Origin of the sequence: Pseudomonas sp. F9001 (assembly GCF_013385435.1) — a bacterium.
In the GTDB taxonomy this organism is placed as follows: domain Bacteria; phylum Pseudomonadota; class Gammaproteobacteria; order Pseudomonadales; family Pseudomonadaceae; genus Aquipseudomonas.
This window is the reverse complement of record NZ_JACAPX010000025.1, coordinates 52895-69408: the sequence shown is the minus strand read 5'-3', so window position 1 is coordinate 69408 and position 16514 is coordinate 52895. Positions and strand designations below refer to the sequence as shown.

10 protein-coding genes are annotated in these 16514 nt (G+C 62.1%); 1 reads left to right on the top strand and 9 read right to left on the bottom strand.

Going from position 1 to position 16514, the window contains the following annotated elements; genetic code table 11:
* The first annotated feature begins 184 nt into the window (after positions 1 to 184).
* Positions 185 to 409, top strand: a complete 225-nt coding sequence (locus HX818_RS23600) for a YgdI/YgdR family lipoprotein (RefSeq protein ID WP_102369114.1) — start codon at positions 185 to 187, stop codon at positions 407 to 409.
* A gap of 205 nt (positions 410 to 614) precedes the next feature.
* Here HX818_RS23600 and HX818_RS23595 read toward each other — a convergent pair whose 3' ends face one another.
* The 9 genes from HX818_RS23595 to HX818_RS23555 form a co-directional block, all read right to left on the bottom strand.
* On the bottom strand, positions 615 to 2045 hold the full coding sequence (locus tag HX818_RS23595) for a lipase (RefSeq protein ID WP_008433771.1): 1431 nt from the start codon (positions 2043 to 2045) through the stop codon (positions 615 to 617).
* A gap of 179 nt (positions 2046 to 2224) precedes the next feature.
* The gene (locus HX818_RS23590) at positions 2225 to 5335 is read right to left on the bottom strand and encodes an autotransporter serine protease (protein ID WP_177020831.1); all 3111 of its coding nucleotides are present in this window, start codon (positions 5333 to 5335) and stop codon (positions 2225 to 2227) included.
* A 184-nt stretch (positions 5336 to 5519) separates the two neighbouring features.
* On the bottom strand, positions 5520 to 8477 hold the full coding sequence (locus tag HX818_RS23585; RefSeq protein ID WP_177020830.1) for an autotransporter serine protease: 2958 nt from the start codon (positions 8475 to 8477) through the stop codon (positions 5520 to 5522).
* 151 nt (positions 8478 to 8628) lie between these two features.
* Positions 8629 to 9966 carry a TolC family outer membrane protein gene (locus tag HX818_RS23580; RefSeq protein WP_177020829.1) on the bottom strand — a complete coding sequence of 446 codons (1338 nt, stop codon included), beginning with the start codon at positions 9964 to 9966 and terminating at the stop codon, positions 8629 to 8631.
* 2 nt (positions 9967 to 9968) lie between these two features.
* On the bottom strand, positions 9969 to 11303 hold the full coding sequence (locus HX818_RS23575) for an HlyD family type I secretion periplasmic adaptor subunit (protein ID WP_008433775.1): 1335 nt from the start codon (positions 11301 to 11303) through the stop codon (positions 9969 to 9971).
* Positions 11300 to 13051, bottom strand: coding sequence for a type I secretion system permease/ATPase (locus tag HX818_RS23570; RefSeq protein ID WP_003217110.1), 1752 nt, complete (start codon positions 13049 to 13051; stop codon positions 11300 to 11302). Before HX818_RS23570 ends, HX818_RS23575 begins: the two co-directional genes overlap by 4 nt.
* 104 nt (positions 13052 to 13155) lie before the next feature.
* Positions 13156 to 13524, bottom strand: a complete 369-nt coding sequence (locus tag HX818_RS23565) for an AprI/Inh family metalloprotease inhibitor (RefSeq protein ID WP_158213549.1) — start codon at positions 13522 to 13524, stop codon at positions 13156 to 13158.
* A gap of 74 nt (positions 13525 to 13598) precedes the next feature.
* Complete coding sequence (locus tag HX818_RS23560) at positions 13599 to 15047, bottom strand: serralysin family metalloprotease (protein ID WP_003217113.1); 1449 nt, start codon at positions 15045 to 15047, stop codon at positions 13599 to 13601.
* Between the two features lie 364 nt (positions 15048 to 15411).
* Positions 15412 to 16512 carry a P1 family peptidase gene (locus HX818_RS23555; protein WP_177020828.1) on the bottom strand — a complete coding sequence of 367 codons (1101 nt, stop codon included), beginning with the start codon at positions 16510 to 16512 and terminating at the stop codon, positions 15412 to 15414.
* Positions 16513 to 16514: the final 2 nt, after the last annotated feature.

Here is a 16514-nt window from a genome sequence, read left to right as displayed (position 1 = left end):
GGCACTGGATCAACCACTGTTTATGCATACAGAGTGCCGTCCCTGACCGACTGTTGCAATCAGTAATAGATCAAAGGCACACGCAACTTTTTGCGTAATAATGATCAGATGGCTGTCAGCCACATTAAATGAGTCTCCCCCGACCGCTCAGGTGCGGGGTTTTCGAAGGATCAGGGTAAGGGTTATGAGCATGAAGAATTTGGGTCTGGCGGTGGGTATGTTCACGTTGCTGGTATTGGCCGGTTGCTCCACGCAGACGGTGGTGACGTTGCAGAACGGCACTCAATACCTGACCAAGGACGTGCCCAACGCGAAAACGGCCGATGGCTTCTACGAATTCACCGACATCGCCGGCAAGCATATTCGCGTCAAGGCCGATGACGTCGCGACCGTGATGAAGGAGAAATAAAAAGTGGGAGCCCGTCGGCTCCCACTTTTCTTTGCCATGATCGTTTCTTTGCAATGATCGTTCCCACGTTCTACGTGGGAATGCATCCCGTGACGCTCCGCGTCACCACTGCGCAAGACATGAACCGTGGGTTGGCCGTTGGACGCAGAGCGTCCGGGGCGGCGTTCCCACGCAGAGCGTGGGAACGATCAATCCGTGGCGCTACTTAGCCGATGGAAACCCCATCGCCCCAAACCCCGGCGAGCCCAACGCCAACCAGCGTCACCGAGTCCGCGCCAAAACTCAGCACGGTATCGCCCCCCACTACCTTGGCGTGGTCACGCCAGTCCGCACTGCCCTCCACGTCCCGGAACACCAGCTTGTCGGTCGGCTGATAACCAATCACCCGGTCCTGCCCAAACTGCCCGCCGAACAGAAAGGTGTTATGCCCGCTGTTGTCGCGAATAGTGTCATTGCCCTTGCCGCCCTCGATGAAATCCACGCCCTTGCCACCCTGGATCAGGTCATCGCCATCACTGCCGATGATGAACGTGTTGCCCTTGTGCGGCTCGGCATTGCGGTTGAGGTCCTGCACCCAGGTATTGGCCCGGGCCGGGTCCGACAGGTTGGCCACGATAATCGTCGAGTCCCGGCTGGTCAGGTCGTAGAACTGCGAGTCCAGGACCCGCGTCATGCCATCCCCATACCCCGTGGGCAAATGAGAAAGCCAGGTGGGGACATTGACGATGGAAAACGGCAGGACATTCCACAGCGTCGACGCGTAGTGATCGTTGAAGCTGACGATATTGTCCGTGGTCGACTCATGGGGCTTGTCGTGCACGCCCAGTGACGAGAAGTTGAACGACGAGCCGTCCAGCGCGCGAAACACCGGGTCGTTTTCATAACCGATGTTCAGCACCTTGTCGCCGGCACTCTGGGTTGGCGAGGCATAAGCCACATAGTTGGAGTCCTTGTAGAACCCCGACCATTTATTGCCGCTCAGGTCGGCCATGCTGTTGACTGCCAGGCCACCCAGGCTATGACCGCTGACCACCACGTCCTTGCCCGTCAGGCCATGACTGCCGGCATACGCCGCGACATCCTTGAGCAAGGTGCCGAAGGCTTCGCCGGCGTAGTTTTTCGCATAATCCTTGGGCCCCAGCGCCGCCAGCAGGTCGCTGACCAGATCGCCGATGGAGTCGCTGATCAAGGTTTCCCGAGGCCCCGAAGTCCCGCGAAAACCAATGCCGATTTCCAGCAGCTTGCCGTCGCCATCGTACTTGCCCAGCACTTCCACCTGCGCGGTGGTGTAGCCGGGCTTTTCACCGAAGAACGTGCCCCGGGCGTCCACCTTGCCGCCGTAGCCCAGGGTACTGGCGCTGATGGGCGTCCAGCCAGCCTTGTTGACCGCCTCAAGGGCGGCTTTTTCCGAGTCGGGGTTCCAGGGAATCCCTGGAATAACCCCCTGTGAATCGGTGCTGCCCAGCAGCGCCCCCACCAGAGTGGCGGGCAGCCCCAGGCCAAAACCGTTGTGCTGGTAACCCACGGCAAAGCCGTTGTCCAGGTTGTGATAGGAGTACAGCGTGATCGCCATGGCATCGGCGAACAACGCTTTGGAGCCCTCGGTGCCGAGGTTTTTATAGTCGAAAACACCCATGGTATTGCCTCTCTTTTGTTGGAATTGTCGAGAAAGCCGAATCTGCACAAATGGACGATTGGAACCGGATCAATGTGGGAGCGGGCTTGCTCGCGAAAGCGGTGGATCAGTCAACCCATCCACCGACTGATCCACCGCTTTCGCGAGCAAGCCCGCTCCCACATTTCCAACTGCGGTGTTTAGAAAGCCCAGTCCAGGCTCAAACCCACCCCATGGACTTTCTCCTTGCTGGCCAGCAGGCCGTTGTAATCCAGATTCACCTTCGCATCCTTGCTCAGCGCCAGGCTGACCCGCGCCCCCACCAATGCCGCATCACGCACCATCGACGAACTCTCCACAGTGAACGAAGGGCCGCCCGAGGCAAACGCCAGGTGCCGCTCGGAATCGACGCTGCTCAGGTTGTGCTGCCAACCCAGGGTGCCGGAAAGCTCCAGTTGCTGATGGTCATTGATATTCAAGGTTTTCAGCGCTCGAGCACCCAGGGTACTCAACACCACATCGCGGCTGTCATCCCGGCCCTTCAAGGCCGCCGCATCACCCTTCTCGGTAAACCCATCGGCATCCAGATGCACGTACGCCAGGTTGGCGAACGGTTCCAGGGCCAGGGGTTGCAGGTTCAGGCGATACGCCGCTTCGGTAAACACCTGGGTACTGCGGGCATCCACCTTGGCTTTCTGCTTGCCGGCGACTTCACCGTATTGCAGCTCGCGCTTCACATCGGCGCGGTGCCAGCTGTAGGTCGCACCACCGCTCAAGCGCAAGGCACCGATTTCATGCCCGGCATACGCACCCAGGTGATAGCTGTCCACCGATGCCCGGGAATGGGTGTCGCTGCCCATGTTCAGCGACGTGTCGCTGTACCCTGCCACCAGGCCTACACGGGTGTCTTCATCCAGCGCGCCGTCCACACCCGCCAGCATGCCGCCGATGGAGGTGGTGTAGCCCGCCGTATCGTTGCCGCTGTTGGTCTTGCCCCAGGCGCCCAACGCCTTGACCCAGACGTTGCCACGGCTGTCGACGGTCTGGCTCGATGCGCCCATTGCCCCTTGCTGCAAACGCTCGCCCACGGCTTCGCGCAGGTAGCGGTTGTCATTGACCAATGCGGTTTCCAGCGCCGGGTAGATCTCCCCGGACAGCTGCTGGAATGCACCCTGGGCCGAAGCCGCATTCGGCGCCAGCAACAGGCTTTCGTACACGGCGTTGCCCGCGCCCAACTGCTCGGCAGCAGCGGCCACCGAACGTTGGTTCGGGGTGGCGGCCACACTGGCAAAGGTGTTGGCATTGCGCCCCACATCCAGCTGCACGCCGTTGGCGGCGTAGTTCAGGGTGCCGCCGATAAACAGATAGTTGGGCAGCACCGAACCGAAGCTGCCGGTAATCCCGCCTGCAGCCTGCAGGATGTTGTACTGGCGACCGATCAGGCTTTCGGCCTGGGTCTGGGTCAACAGCGTCGGGCTGTTTTCCAGGGCCAGGGTCACCGTGCCGCCGCTGAGGGTGGCCTTGCCACCGGCGACGATGCGATCACTGTTGGTGGCCGACAACTCCACCGCATAGGTGGAGCCCGCCGCGAAGTTCACATCCCCGGCCACGTTCAGGGTGCCGATGGAGTTGCCCGGCGCCACGGTACCGCCGCTGTTCGCTGTCAGCGAACCAATGCGCCCGGAACCGCCCACTACGCCGCTGCTGCTGACGGTAACGTCGGAGGTGATCGAGCCATTGATCGCCAGCAACCCTTGGTTGACCAGGGTCGGGCCGCTGTAGGTGTTGGTGCCGGTCAGTACCAGCGCGCCAATGCCCTGCTTGGTCAGGCCGCCATGCCCGGAGATATCGTTGCTCCACACATCCAGCCCGCAATGCACATCGGTGCACGTGCGCTGGGTCGGTTTGCCGGCATCTACCACGGCGCCAATCCCTGGCAGGTCCGCGACAAACTGGCCGGAGCCGTAGGCGCCGTCGATACGAAACTCCGCCTGGATATCCTCAGCCGTCACAAACATCCCCGGGCCGTTGATGGCCTTGCCCAGGTTGATCATGCCCCAACCGTACAGCGAGTCGATGCCCGGTGCGCCGAGGTCGGTCGCGGTGGTTTTCAGCAGCGTGGAGATCTGGTCGCCGCTCATGTACGGGAAGCGCTCCATCAACACCGCTGCACTGCCGGCCACATGCGGCGCGGCCATGGAGGTGCCGTTGAAATTGGCGTAGTCGGTGGTCAGGTTTTCCAGGGAGGTGCCGTTGATCACCGAACTGTAGATCTTGGTGCCGGGGGCCGCGACGCAGAAGCTGGCGGCATACCCGCAGCGCGAGGAAAACGTACTGATCACGTAAGGATCGGAACTGGCGGTGTCGGGATTCTGTTGCAAGGCCGCCACCGACAGCCAGTTGGGTGCAATCTCCGGCACGAAGTACGCCAGGCCCGAGATCGCATCCGGGTTGTTGCGGTTGTAGTCGTTGCCGGCGGCAAAGATCGTCAGCACGCCGCTGCGGGCCGCATCAATGGCGCCCTGATAAGCGCCACCTGCGATCGTCCCAAGGATCGGCCGAATGTTATTGAACTGCGCCTGGGCTTCATTGACCGTGAAGTTGGGGAATGCCGGGTCACGTCCACCCTTGGCGTACTGGTCACCGATGCCGATGCCCCAGCTGTTGTTGATAATGCGCGCGCCGCTGGCCACCAAGGCATCCCAGCCGGCTTTGTAGACCGCACCGTCGTTGCCCAGGATGATCCCGTCTTCGGGGCCCGGGTCACCGTTTTCGGCGCTGATGATCTGCGCATCGAACGCCACGCCGTGCATTGGCCCGCCGTCGCGGTTACCCGCGGCGATGCCGCCTACGTGGGTGCCGTGATTGCCGAGCTTGCCGTTGGAACCCAGGGAAGGCGTGCCGTCGTAGCGAAACGCATCCCCGGCCTTCACCGGGATGTACGGGTCGGTGTATTGGCGAATGCCTTCGGTCACGAGCGTGACCACTTTGCCGGGGCTGGCGAATTCCGGATGCTGGGCATACACCGGCTGGTCGAAGATCCCCAGCTTCACACCCTTGCCGGTGTAGCCGGCGGCGTAGGCGGCGTCTGCATGCACGGCGCCCAGGCCCCAGTCGGCCTTGAATTCATTACTGCGCCAACTGGCAGCATCTCCCAGTTTTCCGGTTTCCACGTAGGGTGCGGCCTGGGCGGTACCCAGGCTGGCCAGGCAACACAGCAACGCGCCGTATGGCACGCAGCTCAGGGCCTTGAGCGGGTAGCCCGGGCCTGTTGGGATGGCGGATTGAAACCCTCGTTTTGTTTTTTTCACGGTGACCTTCCTTAGTTTTTATTGCACTTGTATAAATCACGTTTCTCCCAAGCGTCGCCGACCCCATGTGGGAGCGGGCTTGCTCGCGAATGCGGTGGCTCAGCTACAGGTGCGTCGATTGACACACCGCATTCGCGAGCAAGCCCGCTCCCACAGTTGACCTCTTTCGACCTCAGGATCTTGCTCAGAACTGCCAGTTCAGGCTCAAACCCACACCCTGGATTTTTTCCCGGCCAGCCAATTGGCCGGTGTAGTCGAGGTTGACCCGTGTGCTTTTGCTCAACGCCAGGCTCGCCTGCACGCCCACCAATGCCGCGTCGCGCATCAACGGCGAGCTTTGCACCGCAAACGACGGCCCTCCGGCGACAAACGCCAGGTGCTCTTCGGATTCAACGGCACTCAGGCTGTGCTGCCAGCCCAGCGAGCCGGAAACGTCCAGTTGCTGGCGGTCATTGAGGGGGAAGGTTTTTGCCGCCCGCAGGCCCAGGGTGCTCAGCACCGCATCGCGGCTGTCACTGCCACGCTCCAGCGCGGCGGCGTCGCCTTTCTCGTCAAAGCGTTCGTTGTCCAGATGCACGTAAGCCAGGTTGGCGAACGGCTCCAGCGCCACCGAGGACACGTTCAAACGGTAGGCCGCTTCGGTAAATACCTGGGCACTGCGCGCATCCAGCTTGGTCTTCTGCGTGCCGCTGACTTCGCCGTACTGCAAGTCGCGTTTCACGTCGCCGCGATGCCAGCTGTAGGCACCGCCGACGCTCAAGCGCCAATTGCCCAGCTCATGCCCGGCGTAGGCGCCGAGGTGGTAGCTGTCGATGGACGCCGATGAATGCGTGCCGCTGCCCATGTTCAGCGAGCTGTCGCTGTAACCGGCCACGAGACCGGCACGGGTCTGCTCGTCCAGCGCGCCGTCGACACCGGCCAGCATGCCGCCCAGTGAGCTGGTGTAGCCTGCCGTGTCGCTGCGGCTGTCGGTCTTGCCCCAACTGCCGAGCGCCTTGACCCACACGTTGCTCTCACCGGTAACCGGCGTATGGCGCAGGCGCTCGCCGACGGCATCGCGTACCTGGCGGCTGTCATTGATCAGCATTGTGCCGATGGCCGGGTAGATTTCTCCCGACAGCTGCTGGAAACCCGACTGCGCCGTGGCTGCCGAGTCTGACCGCAGGATGCTTTCGTACACCGGATTACCGGCGCCCAACTGCTCGGCGGCCGCCGCCACCGAACGCTGGTTACGAGTGGCACCGACACTGGCGAAACTCGCATCACTGCGGGCAATGCCCAGTTGCACACCGTTGGCGGCATAGTCGAGGGTGCCGCCGAGGAACAGGTAGTTGGGCAACACGGCACCGAACTGGCCCTGGATCCCGCCAGCCGCCTGGAGGATGTTGTACTGGCGCCCCACCAGGCTTTCCGCCTGTTGCAGGCTGAGCAGGGTCGGGCTGTTTTCCAGGGCCAGGGTCACGGTGCCGCCGCCGAGGATTGCCTTGCCCGTGGCGACAATCCGGTCGCTGGTGGTGGGGGTGAGTTCGACCGCATAGGTCGAGCCGGCGGCGAGGTTTACATCCCCGGCCACCTGCAAGGTGCCCACGGAATTGCCCGGCGCCACGGTGCCGCCGCTATTGACCTGTAACGCCGCGATGCGACCGGAGCCGCCCAACGTGCCGCTGTCATTGACCGTCACCGCGGACGTCAGCGAGCCACTCACCGCCAACCGGCCGCCATTCACGGTGGTCGGGCCACGGTAGGTGTTGTCGCCCGCCAGGATCAGGCTGCCCGCACCGGATTTGGTCAGGCTGCCTTCGTAGATACGCCGGGCCGCGGCTGCCGCACGGGCAGTGCCAACGGCATAGTCCGTCTGGTCCTGCTGACTCGCGCCGGCGCCCACGCCGTTCTCCCAGCCCTTGTCGCGCAGGGTTTGCTGCCAGGCCAGGGTTTCGGCCCTGTCTTCGGCCTGACGCTGGATCAGCGCCTTGTCGGAGATCGCATTGCTCCACACATCGCCCTGCCCGGCCGCCAACGTGACATTCATCGGCCCGAGCAATTGCCCGGGCCCGTGCATTGCTCGGCCAAGGTCCGGCACGCCCCAGCCGACCTGAGTGGTCGGTGCATTGGTGACCGCGCCATTGAGCTGGGTGGCCGTGGTCAACAGCACCTGCAAGGCCTGTTCGTTGTTCAGGTATGGATAGCGTTCCATCACCAGCGCCAGTGCGCCGGTGGCATGGGGCGCCGACATCGAGGTGCCGGATTTCACCCCATAACCGCCATCGGGAATGGTGCTGTTGATCAACGCCCCGGGGGTGGAAATGCACCAGTACTTGGCGATGCCGCACTGGTTGTATTTCTGGTTGTTCGCCTTGTCCAGGCCCGATACCGCCAGCCAGTGGCCTTCCAGCTCCGGCTGGAAATAAGGCAAGGCCGAACGCACGCTGGCGTTGGCGTAGCCGCTGTTGCCAGCACTGAACACGTTGATCACCCCGGCCTTGGCCACCTCCGCAGCGGCATCCAGCCAGGTGTTCCGGTTGTAGTGCTGGGCATAGGCAGCGTGCAGGTCGCCAATGGTCTGGTAGCTGACATCCTTGGGTTGGCTGCCCCAACTGTTATTGATCGCGCGCACGCCGGAATCCACCAGCGCGCTGTACACCGCCTTGAAGTACTTGGGGTCTGGCGAGGGGCCGAACAGGAAGCTGTCGCTGGCGTTGGTGTTGCCGACGTAGATCTGCGCGTTGTACGCCACGCCGTGCATGCCCACGCCATCGCGGGCCGCGCCCATGGTGCCGGTGACGTGGGTGCCGTGGGAGTCATTGTTTGGGTTGAGCGCGCCGGTGGTCGTGAAGGGGCTGCCATCGACATAGGTGCCACTGGCGGTGACCGCGTGATAGCGGTCTTTTGAGGCTTCGGGATGGTTGGGGTCGAAACCCGAGTCCAGAGCGCCGATCTTCACGCCACTGCCGGTGATGCCGCTCGCATAGGCCTCGTTGGCTTTCATCCGCTCCAGGCCCCAGTCGCTCTGGAACTCGGCGGAACGCCAACTGCCGGGGTCGCCGACTTTGCCGGCTTCGATGTACTGCCCGTGGGCCGCCACTGACAGCAGCAGCAAGGAGCCTGCGGTGAAGGGTTTGAAGCGAGGTGAACCAGTGATCATGAAGAGTCCCTTTTCTTATTGTTGAAATACCTGTGGCGAGGGAGCTTGCTCCCTCGCCACAACAAGCGCCCTTGCCACAGAAAGCTCCCTTGCCAAAACAAGCGCCCATGCCACCAAAGCTCCCTTGCACCAAGTACCACTCGTCCAGGCATCAGCGGCTCTCAGGACCAAACGCCTCGTCCACCTTGGCCAGGTCGGTGTCACGCAAGTTGCCCGCGTAGTAATGCAATTTGGTCCAGGCCATCAGGTAGTCGTACCGTGCCTGGGCCAGGTCGCGACGGGTGCTGTACAGCTGCTGCTCGGCGTTCAGCGCATCGAGGTTGACCCGCTCGCCGCCGAGGATGCTTTGCTTGGTCGAGACCACCAGCGCTTCAGCCGAAGTCAGCGCCTTTTCATACGCCCGCAACTTGCTGACGCCCGACAGGCAAGCACTGAACTGGCGTCGCAGTTCGATCAGGGTTTCGCGAGTCTTGCCTTCCAGTTCGTACTCGGCCTGCTCCATGGCGCGGCTGGCCTGGCGGGTGGAAGCCGAGACGCCGCCACCGGCATACAACGGCATGCTGACTTCGATGCCGATGGTGTTGGTGTCGTAGCGCTGGTTGTAGGTGTTGCCGCTGTCGGATTCCTGCTGGCGCGAGCTGGCATACGCCGTGATGCGCGGCAGGTGCCCCGAACGGTTGCGCTCCACTTCGTAACGCGCCACTTCCACGGACTGGCGTTGTGAGGCCAGGTTGGGGTTGTTGGTCAGCGCCAGTTCGTGCCAGGTGTCGTAATTGGCCGGGGTCAGGGTGAAGGCGGCAAACCCCGGGTTCAGCGGCGCCAGGTCGTTGATATTGACGCTCTGCACGCCAATCAGCGCCCCGAGTTCGCGCAGCGAGGCGTCCTGTTCATCCAGCGCCTGGATCTCTTCGGCAGTCGCCAGCTCATAGCGCGACTCGGCTTCCAGGATGTCGGTGCGGGTGCCCTCACCCTGCTGGAACAGATGCTGGTTCTGCTGGAACTGCTGCTCGTAGGCCTTTTTCTTGGCGCGGGCAATGTCGATCTGGTCCTGGGCAAACAACGCCTGGGTGTAATAGGTCAGCACCCGCACCAGCAGCGCCTGGCTCTTGTCGCGGAAGCTCTCGTCGGCAAACAGTGCCTGGGCCACGCCCTTGCGGTAGTTGGCATAGGCTTCGTAGTCGAACAGCGGCTGTTGCAGGGTGAACGTGGAGCCATAGCTGTTGTAGTTGCGGTCATCGTGATAATTGCCGCCGCGCCCGTCGGGCAAGGTGGCCTGGGAGTTGTTGCGGCCCTTGTTGTAGTTGTACGAGAGCTTGGGCAGCAGGCCGGCGCGGCCGATGGTGCGGTTTTCCAGGCCGGCGTCGCGTTCCTTGATGGCGCCGAGGAATACCGGGTCGTTGCGCAGGGCCTGTTCGTAGACATCGAACGGGCCCATGGCGGCCTGGGCGCTGCCGCAGGCGAGCAGCAAGGCGATGAACATCGGCTTCATGCTCATTCCTCGGTCAATGCCGAGCCGGCGCGGTCCAGCAGCGGCTTGAACAGGTAATTGAGCAAGGAGCGCTCGCCGGTGCGGATGAACATCTCGGCGGGCATCCCCGGCTTGATCACCAGGCCATGGAGTTTCTCCAGGGCGCTGCTGCTGACGGTGGTGCGCAGCACGTAGTAAGGCATGCCGGTTTTTTCGTCGAGCATCTGGTCGGCGGAGATCAGGCTCACCTCCCCCGGCACCCGCGGCGTGCGGCTCTGATTGAAGGCGGTGAAGAGAATGTCCACCGGCAAGTGCGCACCGACCTTGTCCACCAGGTGCACTGGCAGGCGCCCTTCGACTTCCAGGCGGGTGTCCTGGGGCACGATTTCCAGCAGGGTTTCACCGGCACGCACCACGGCGCCTTCGGTGTGCACGCCCAGGTTGACCGCGATGCCATCGGCGGGCGCGTTGATCTCGCTGTGCTGCAGGTCAAAACCGGCGGAGGTCAGTTGTTGTTCCAGGGTCAGGCTGCGCAGCTGCGCGTCGGCCAGTTGGCTGCGGACTTCCTTCTGGTACTCCTCGCTGTGCTGCTGCAACTTGAGGCGCGATTCGAGGATGCCCTGCTCCACCCGCCCGCTTTCGCCGGTGTTCTGCGCCAGGTCCTGTTGCACCTGGGACAGTTGCCGCTGGTACTCCATCAGCCGGTTGCGCGGGATGTAGCCGTTGTCGGCCAGGGGTTGCAGGTTGTTCAACTGGTCTCGCAGGGATTGCGCTTGGGCGGTCAGGTCACTGCGGGCGCGGCGCATGCCGTTCAGTTGCGCCGTAGCGCCTTCGATACTGGCGCGAATCCCGGCCTGTTCCCGGGCAAAGGCTTCGCGGCGGCTGCTGAACAGTTGACGCTGGCCTTCGAGGACCAGTGCCAGGGCTTGGTCCGGGTTGCCGCTCAATTGCGCCGGAAAGGTGATCGTCGACTGGTTATCCCGCTCGCTCTGCCACCGTGCCACGCTGGCCCAGGCCATGCGGTACTGGGCTTGCAGGGAGTGCACGTCGGCCTGGTTCTGCGTCTGGTCGAGACGGAACAGCGGCTGGCCCTGCTTCACCGCCTCGCCCTCACGCACAAGGATCCGGCTGACCACGCCGGGGCTCAGGGTTTGCACCGCCTTGCGCTTGCCCGAGACCACCACCGTGCCTTGTACCGGGATCCCCTGGTCCAGCGGCGCCAGACTGGCCCAGAGGAAAAACCCGCCGGCGCCGACCACCGTCAGCAGCCACCCCATGCGGGCGAAAAAACGCGCGTCGTGCTCGGGATGGGTCTGTTCGTAATCGCGGTTGATTTGAATGCTGCTGTCGCTGCTCATGCGCCTGGATTCCTTCCGGCTTGATACTGACGGCTGAGGCTGACCCCGGCCTTTTCTCGTGGTGCTTCCTGCTGGCCGGACAGTGCGCGCAGCACGTCCTGGCTCGGACCAAATGCCTGCAAACGACCTTCGTTCAGCACCAGCAGCTTGTCGGCCTGGGCCAACGCCGAGGAACGGTGAGTCACCAGCACCACCGTGCTGCCCTGGGCTTTCATCTGCATGATCGCGCTGGCCAGGGCGGCTTCACCCACGGTGTCGAGGTTGGAGTTGGGCTCGTCGAGCACGATCAGGCGTGGCCCGCCGTACAGCGCGCGGGCCAGGGCGACCCGTTGTTTCTGTCCACCGGACAGGCCGCTGCCCTCGTCACCGAGCACGGTGTCGTAGCCGTGGGGCAAGCGCAGGATCAATTCGTGCACACCTGCCTGTTGGGCGGCCTGCACCACTAAATCCGGGTCGGCTTCGCGAAAGCGCGCGATGTTGTCGGCGATGCTGCCGCTGAACAGTTCGATGTCCTGGGGCAGATAACCGATATGCGGTCCGAGGTCGTCGCGGTCCCAGCGATGAATGTCGGCTCCGTCCAGGCGCACGGTGCCTGCCAGGGTTGGCCATACGCCCACCAGCACGCGGGCCAGGGTTGATTTGCCGGAGCCGGAAGCACCCAGCACGCCGAGCACTTCGCCCGCAGTCAGGTTGAAGCTGACTTGATGCAAGGTCGGCACACGTCGCCCCGGCGGGCCTGCGCTGACTTGCTCGAAACTCACATTGCCCTTGGGCGCCGGCAAGGCCATCTGCTCGCCCTGGGGCGGAAACTCGCGCATCAGGTTGTCCAGGCGCTGGTAGGCCAGCTTGGCCGAACTCCATTGCTTCCACACGGCAATCAACTGGTCGATGGGGCTCAACACCCGGCCCATCAAAATGGAGCCTGCGATCATCATCCCGGCGGTCATGTCGCCCTTGATCACCAATAGCGCACCCAGGCCCAGCACCAACGATTGCAGGCACAGGCGCAGGGATTTACTCAGGGAACTGATGATCGAGCCGGTGTCGCTGGCCTTGTTCTGCAGGCCCAGGAACTGCGAATGCACCTTGAACCAGCGCTTGCGCAATGCACCCAGCATGCCCATGGCCTGGATGGTTTCGGCGTTGTGCAGGTGGCTGGTGGCCAATTGGGTGGATTGCTGGGAATAACCGCTGGCTTCACCCAGAGGCTTTTTGGTCAGGTATTCGTTAAGGCACGCCAGGGCAATCAGCAGCACGGCACCGGCACTGGCCAAGACACCCAGCCACACGTTGAACAGGAAAATCACGAACAGATAGATCGGAAACCACGGCGCGTCGAAAAACGCGAACAGCGCAGGCCCGGTGATGAATTGGCGGATGTGGGTCAGGTCCCCCAGGGATTGCCCGCCATGGCCTTCGCCCCGTTGCAGGTTGCGCTCGAAAGCGGCCTTGTAGACCCGCAGGTTGAAACGCCGCTCCAGCTGGCTGCCGATGCGAATCACGATAAAGCTGCGGATCACCTCCAGCACACCGATAAAGGCGAAGAACCCCACCACCATCAGCGTCAACATCACCAGGGTGGTTTCGTTCTGTGAAGACAGCACGCGGTCGTAGACTTGCAACATATAAATCGACGGCACCAACATCAATACGTTAATCAATGCCGTGAAACAGCCAATACTGATCAGAATACTTTTGTAGTCGCCGAGTGCCTTGAACAATGGTGCAACGGGAGTGGTCTTCGCCATGTTGCCTGATCTTCCCTGAGCCGAATGACGCGCAATAGTTTACCGAGCGCCCCATTAAGGGGCGGGCAAACATTAAAATCGGGTTATATCGTTATAACGAACTATTACGGTGCACGTTGCAATATCAATACCGCGCCGGTTTTTGCGCGACCTTCATATTCGCCTTCTTTCTGGCGATTCAAATGGGTTATGCCGGTGCCTTCGGCATTCATCAGCCAAATACCATCGGGAGTAGGCGTCCAACTAACGGGGGCTTCCCCCAGCCATTGTCCGGCGCACTCCACATCGCCCCCCAACGCGTTAGCCTGCTCAATCAAATCCAGTGCGCACACCTGCTCTTGCTGGTGCAGCGCCCAATGCCCGGCCAACTGCGCGGAAGTAGGTAAAACCAGACTGCTTGCCATTGCTGTGGCTCCTGCCGACATAAGCAACACCTGGAAACTCCAGGCCACGGTACTGCGAAATAGCGTCATCACCTTCGCCCGTTCATGGGGTGGATGCAAGGGCAGAGGGCGGCGCGTGTGCGCCACCCTCCTTTACGCGTGTATCAGGCCACGATGTCGCTGACGGCTGCCTGGCCAACGGTGGTGACGAGGAAATCCGCCACGCCGTGCCCGGAGAAGTCCACGGCCAATGTGCCCAGGTTGGTACCCGAAGCGTAGGACAGCACCGCGTCGCCGGCATGACCGGTAAACGCGTTGACGAAGGTCAGGCCTGCACCTTTGGTGATGCCGGTGAGGTCGATCTTGTCGGAACCCGAGGTGAAGTCGAAGATCTTGTCGGCCGCACCCGGCTTGGAGTCGGAGCTGGCGCCGAACACGAAGGTGTCGTTGCCTGAGCCGCCCCACAGCTGGTCTGCACCGCCGCCGCCGAAGATGATGTCGTTGCCGGCACCGCCCTTGAGGACGTTGGCGGCTGCGTTACCGATCAGCAGGTCGTTGCCCGAACCGCCGATGGCGTTCTCCACGGTCACACCCTTGGCGATGGAAACGTTGCCCACCAGGCCGCCAACGTCGGAGAACGAGGTTTCATTGAGGTTGATCTTCTGGTTCTGGGTAAAACCGGAGAAGTCCAGGGTGTCGTTGCCGCCACCGTCCCACACCGAGAACACCAGCTTGTCGGCCGATGAAGTGGCGCTGAGGAAATCACGCCCGGTGTTGGAGTTGAAGCCGTAGGTGGTGTCGCCGGCGCGGGTGTTGTAGTTGGCGCCGTAGAGCTTCTGGATCGCGGCGATGTCGTCAATCAGCGGGCCGGACGAGTAGGCTTCTACCCCGCCTTTGCTGAAGTTCTGGTTGGTGTTGCTCTCGCTCCAGTAACTCATGACGCTGTAGCCACGCGTGTCCTGTCCATAGTCCGCGTCTTTGTACGAAGGGTTGCCGGTCCCGGCGTTGTAGTCGCCAGGGTGGTCCAGGCCCAGGGTGTGGCCGATTTCGTGGGTCAGGGTCTGCCGGCCATAGTTGTTCAGGTCCGGGGTCTTGTTCGGCGTGTAGCTGTTGTTCGTCAGGTACCAGGAAGTGCCGTCAAGGCCGCTTTCGTTGTACTTGGCGTTGGTGCCTGGCAGGTAGGCAAAGGCCGCTGCGCCGTCCTGGCCGCCGCTGTAGTTGCCGAAGGTCATGTGGAAGTCACCGCCCGAGGCTTTCTCGGTGAAGGTGACATTGGCCACATCGGCCCAGGATTGCATGGCCAGTACGGCCTGTGCTTTCTGCTGGGTGTTGAACTGGCTGAACCCGGTGATCCCATGCTTGTTCATGGTCGCGTTCGAAGCCGAAGTCAGGAAGGTGTAGGTGAGATCGATCTTGCCGTTGCCATCCACGTCCCGGTACGCGGCGTTCTCACGCAGCAGGTGGTCGGCGGCCTGGTCAACGGTGAACGACGGTTTGCCATTGACCGTGAGGTTGCCACCGCGGTCGTATTGATGGCTAAAGCTATCGATCTGGGTGTAAGCGGTACTTGCTTGAGCCGCCGACACAATAGCTTTGTCTTTTACTTTTGACATAAACGTACTTCCTTGTTTGCAAGTGGAACAGTTTTTGTCCGACCGGACCCACTCTGGCGAGTAAGTCCGATCACTCGCCCCTTTTGAAGGCGAAAGAAAACTGACACAACCTGAAATCATTCGTCCAGCGGTTTTTATCCAAGGATAAAGTTGGGCCGGTGAACAAAACCTGCAAACACTGGTAAATAGCGCGTTATTAAAATCCAGCTATTTAAATATTAAATACTCCTAAAGACATTTAGCCACGAATGGATCCAAAGTATTGACTGAGGTGCACTAAGAAAGTGTCACCGTGTCATTGTTAGTATTGATTGGCCACTATTTAAGTGTTTGTCCCGTATTACCGGGACAAGACTTAGTTTACTTACTGGCCGCGCCAGCCGGTTTGGCGCAATGCCTGCAGGAGTGTGTGGGCATCCAGCGCGGGCACCCGCACACCCTGGTCGGTGGTCATGTCTTCGCCGGCCACTATGGCATTAATGATCGCCTCTTCCACGGCCTCCGCCGCCGCGCTGAACAGCGGTGAAATGTGGTCGTTATTGACCATATGCAGGGCTGTGCTGAGGGGCGAGCCCTTGCGCCCGTAGTCGGCCACCGGCAAATCCTGATTGCCGGTGGCGAACGCCAGGAACAGGTCCCCGCTGGAGTCCTCGGTACCGCCACCCGTGCGCGCAATCCCGATGGACGCGCGTTGTGCCAGGCGCTGGCATTGATGGGGCAGCAACGGCGCATCGGTGGCGATGATCACCACGATGGAGCCCATGCCGGGTGTGCCGCGATCGGCAAAGGGTGACGGGATGTCCATCAATTGCCGGCCTACCGGGTAACCATCCACGCGCAGTTCCTGGCGCTTGCCATGGTTGGCCTGCACCAGCACACCGACGGTCCAGCCACCCTGCTCCGCCGGCAAGCGCCGTGACGCGGTACCGATGCCCCCCTTGAACTCATGGCAGATCATCCCGGTGCCGCCGCCCACGGCGCCCTCCGCCACCGGCCCGGATTCGGCGTTGGCCAGCGCCTCGCGCACATGCTCCGGGCCGACGTGCTGGCCCCAGATATCGTTGAGCAAGCCGTCGTAGGTTTCCATCACCACCGGCATGCACCAGTACACGGCGGGGTCTTCGAGGCTTTCGCGCTCCAGGGCGATCAGCGTGTCGCGCACAATCCCGATGCTGTGGGTGTTGGTGATCGCCAGCGGCGTGGTCAGCAACCCTGATTCGCTGATCCATTCAAGGCCCGTGGCGTCGCCATTGCCGTTGAGCACGTGGTAGCCGGCAAAACATGGCTGATACCGCGCGGCACCGGCCCGGGGCTGGATTGCCGTCACGCCGGTACGTACCTGTTTGCCATCGATGCGGGTCTTGATCGTACTGTGGCCGACCCGAACCCCTGGAACGTCGGTGATGGCATTCAACTCACCGGGCGTACCCAGTCCCAAGGTGATGCCCAATTGACGTGCACGCATAA

Coding starts and splice junctions, on each gene's coding strand:
- HX818_RS23600 (WP_102369114.1), top strand. CDS start 185: ATGAGCATGAAGAATTTGGGTCTGGCGGTGGGTATGTTCACGTTGCTG.
- HX818_RS23595 (WP_008433771.1), bottom strand. CDS start 2,045: ATGGGTGTTTTCGACTATAAAAACCTCGGCACCGAGGGCTCCAAAGCG.
- HX818_RS23585 (WP_177020830.1), bottom strand. CDS start 8,477: ATGATCACTGGTTCACCTCGCTTCAAACCCTTCACCGCAGGCTCCTTG.
- HX818_RS23580 (WP_177020829.1), bottom strand. CDS start 9,966: ATGAAGCCGATGTTCATCGCCTTGCTGCTCGCCTGCGGCAGCGCCCAG.
- HX818_RS23575 (WP_008433775.1), bottom strand. CDS start 11,303: ATGAGCAGCGACAGCAGCATTCAAATCAACCGCGATTACGAACAGACC.
- HX818_RS23570 (WP_003217110.1), bottom strand. CDS start 13,051: ATGGCGAAGACCACTCCCGTTGCACCATTGTTCAAGGCACTCGGCGAC.
- HX818_RS23565 (WP_158213549.1), bottom strand. CDS start 13,524: ATGACGCTATTTCGCAGTACCGTGGCCTGGAGTTTCCAGGTGTTGCTT.
- HX818_RS23560 (WP_003217113.1), bottom strand. CDS start 15,047: ATGTCAAAAGTAAAAGACAAAGCTATTGTGTCGGCGGCTCAAGCAAGT.
- HX818_RS23555 (WP_177020828.1), bottom strand. CDS start 16,512: ATGCGTGCACGTCAATTGGGCATCACCTTGGGACTGGGTACGCCCGGT.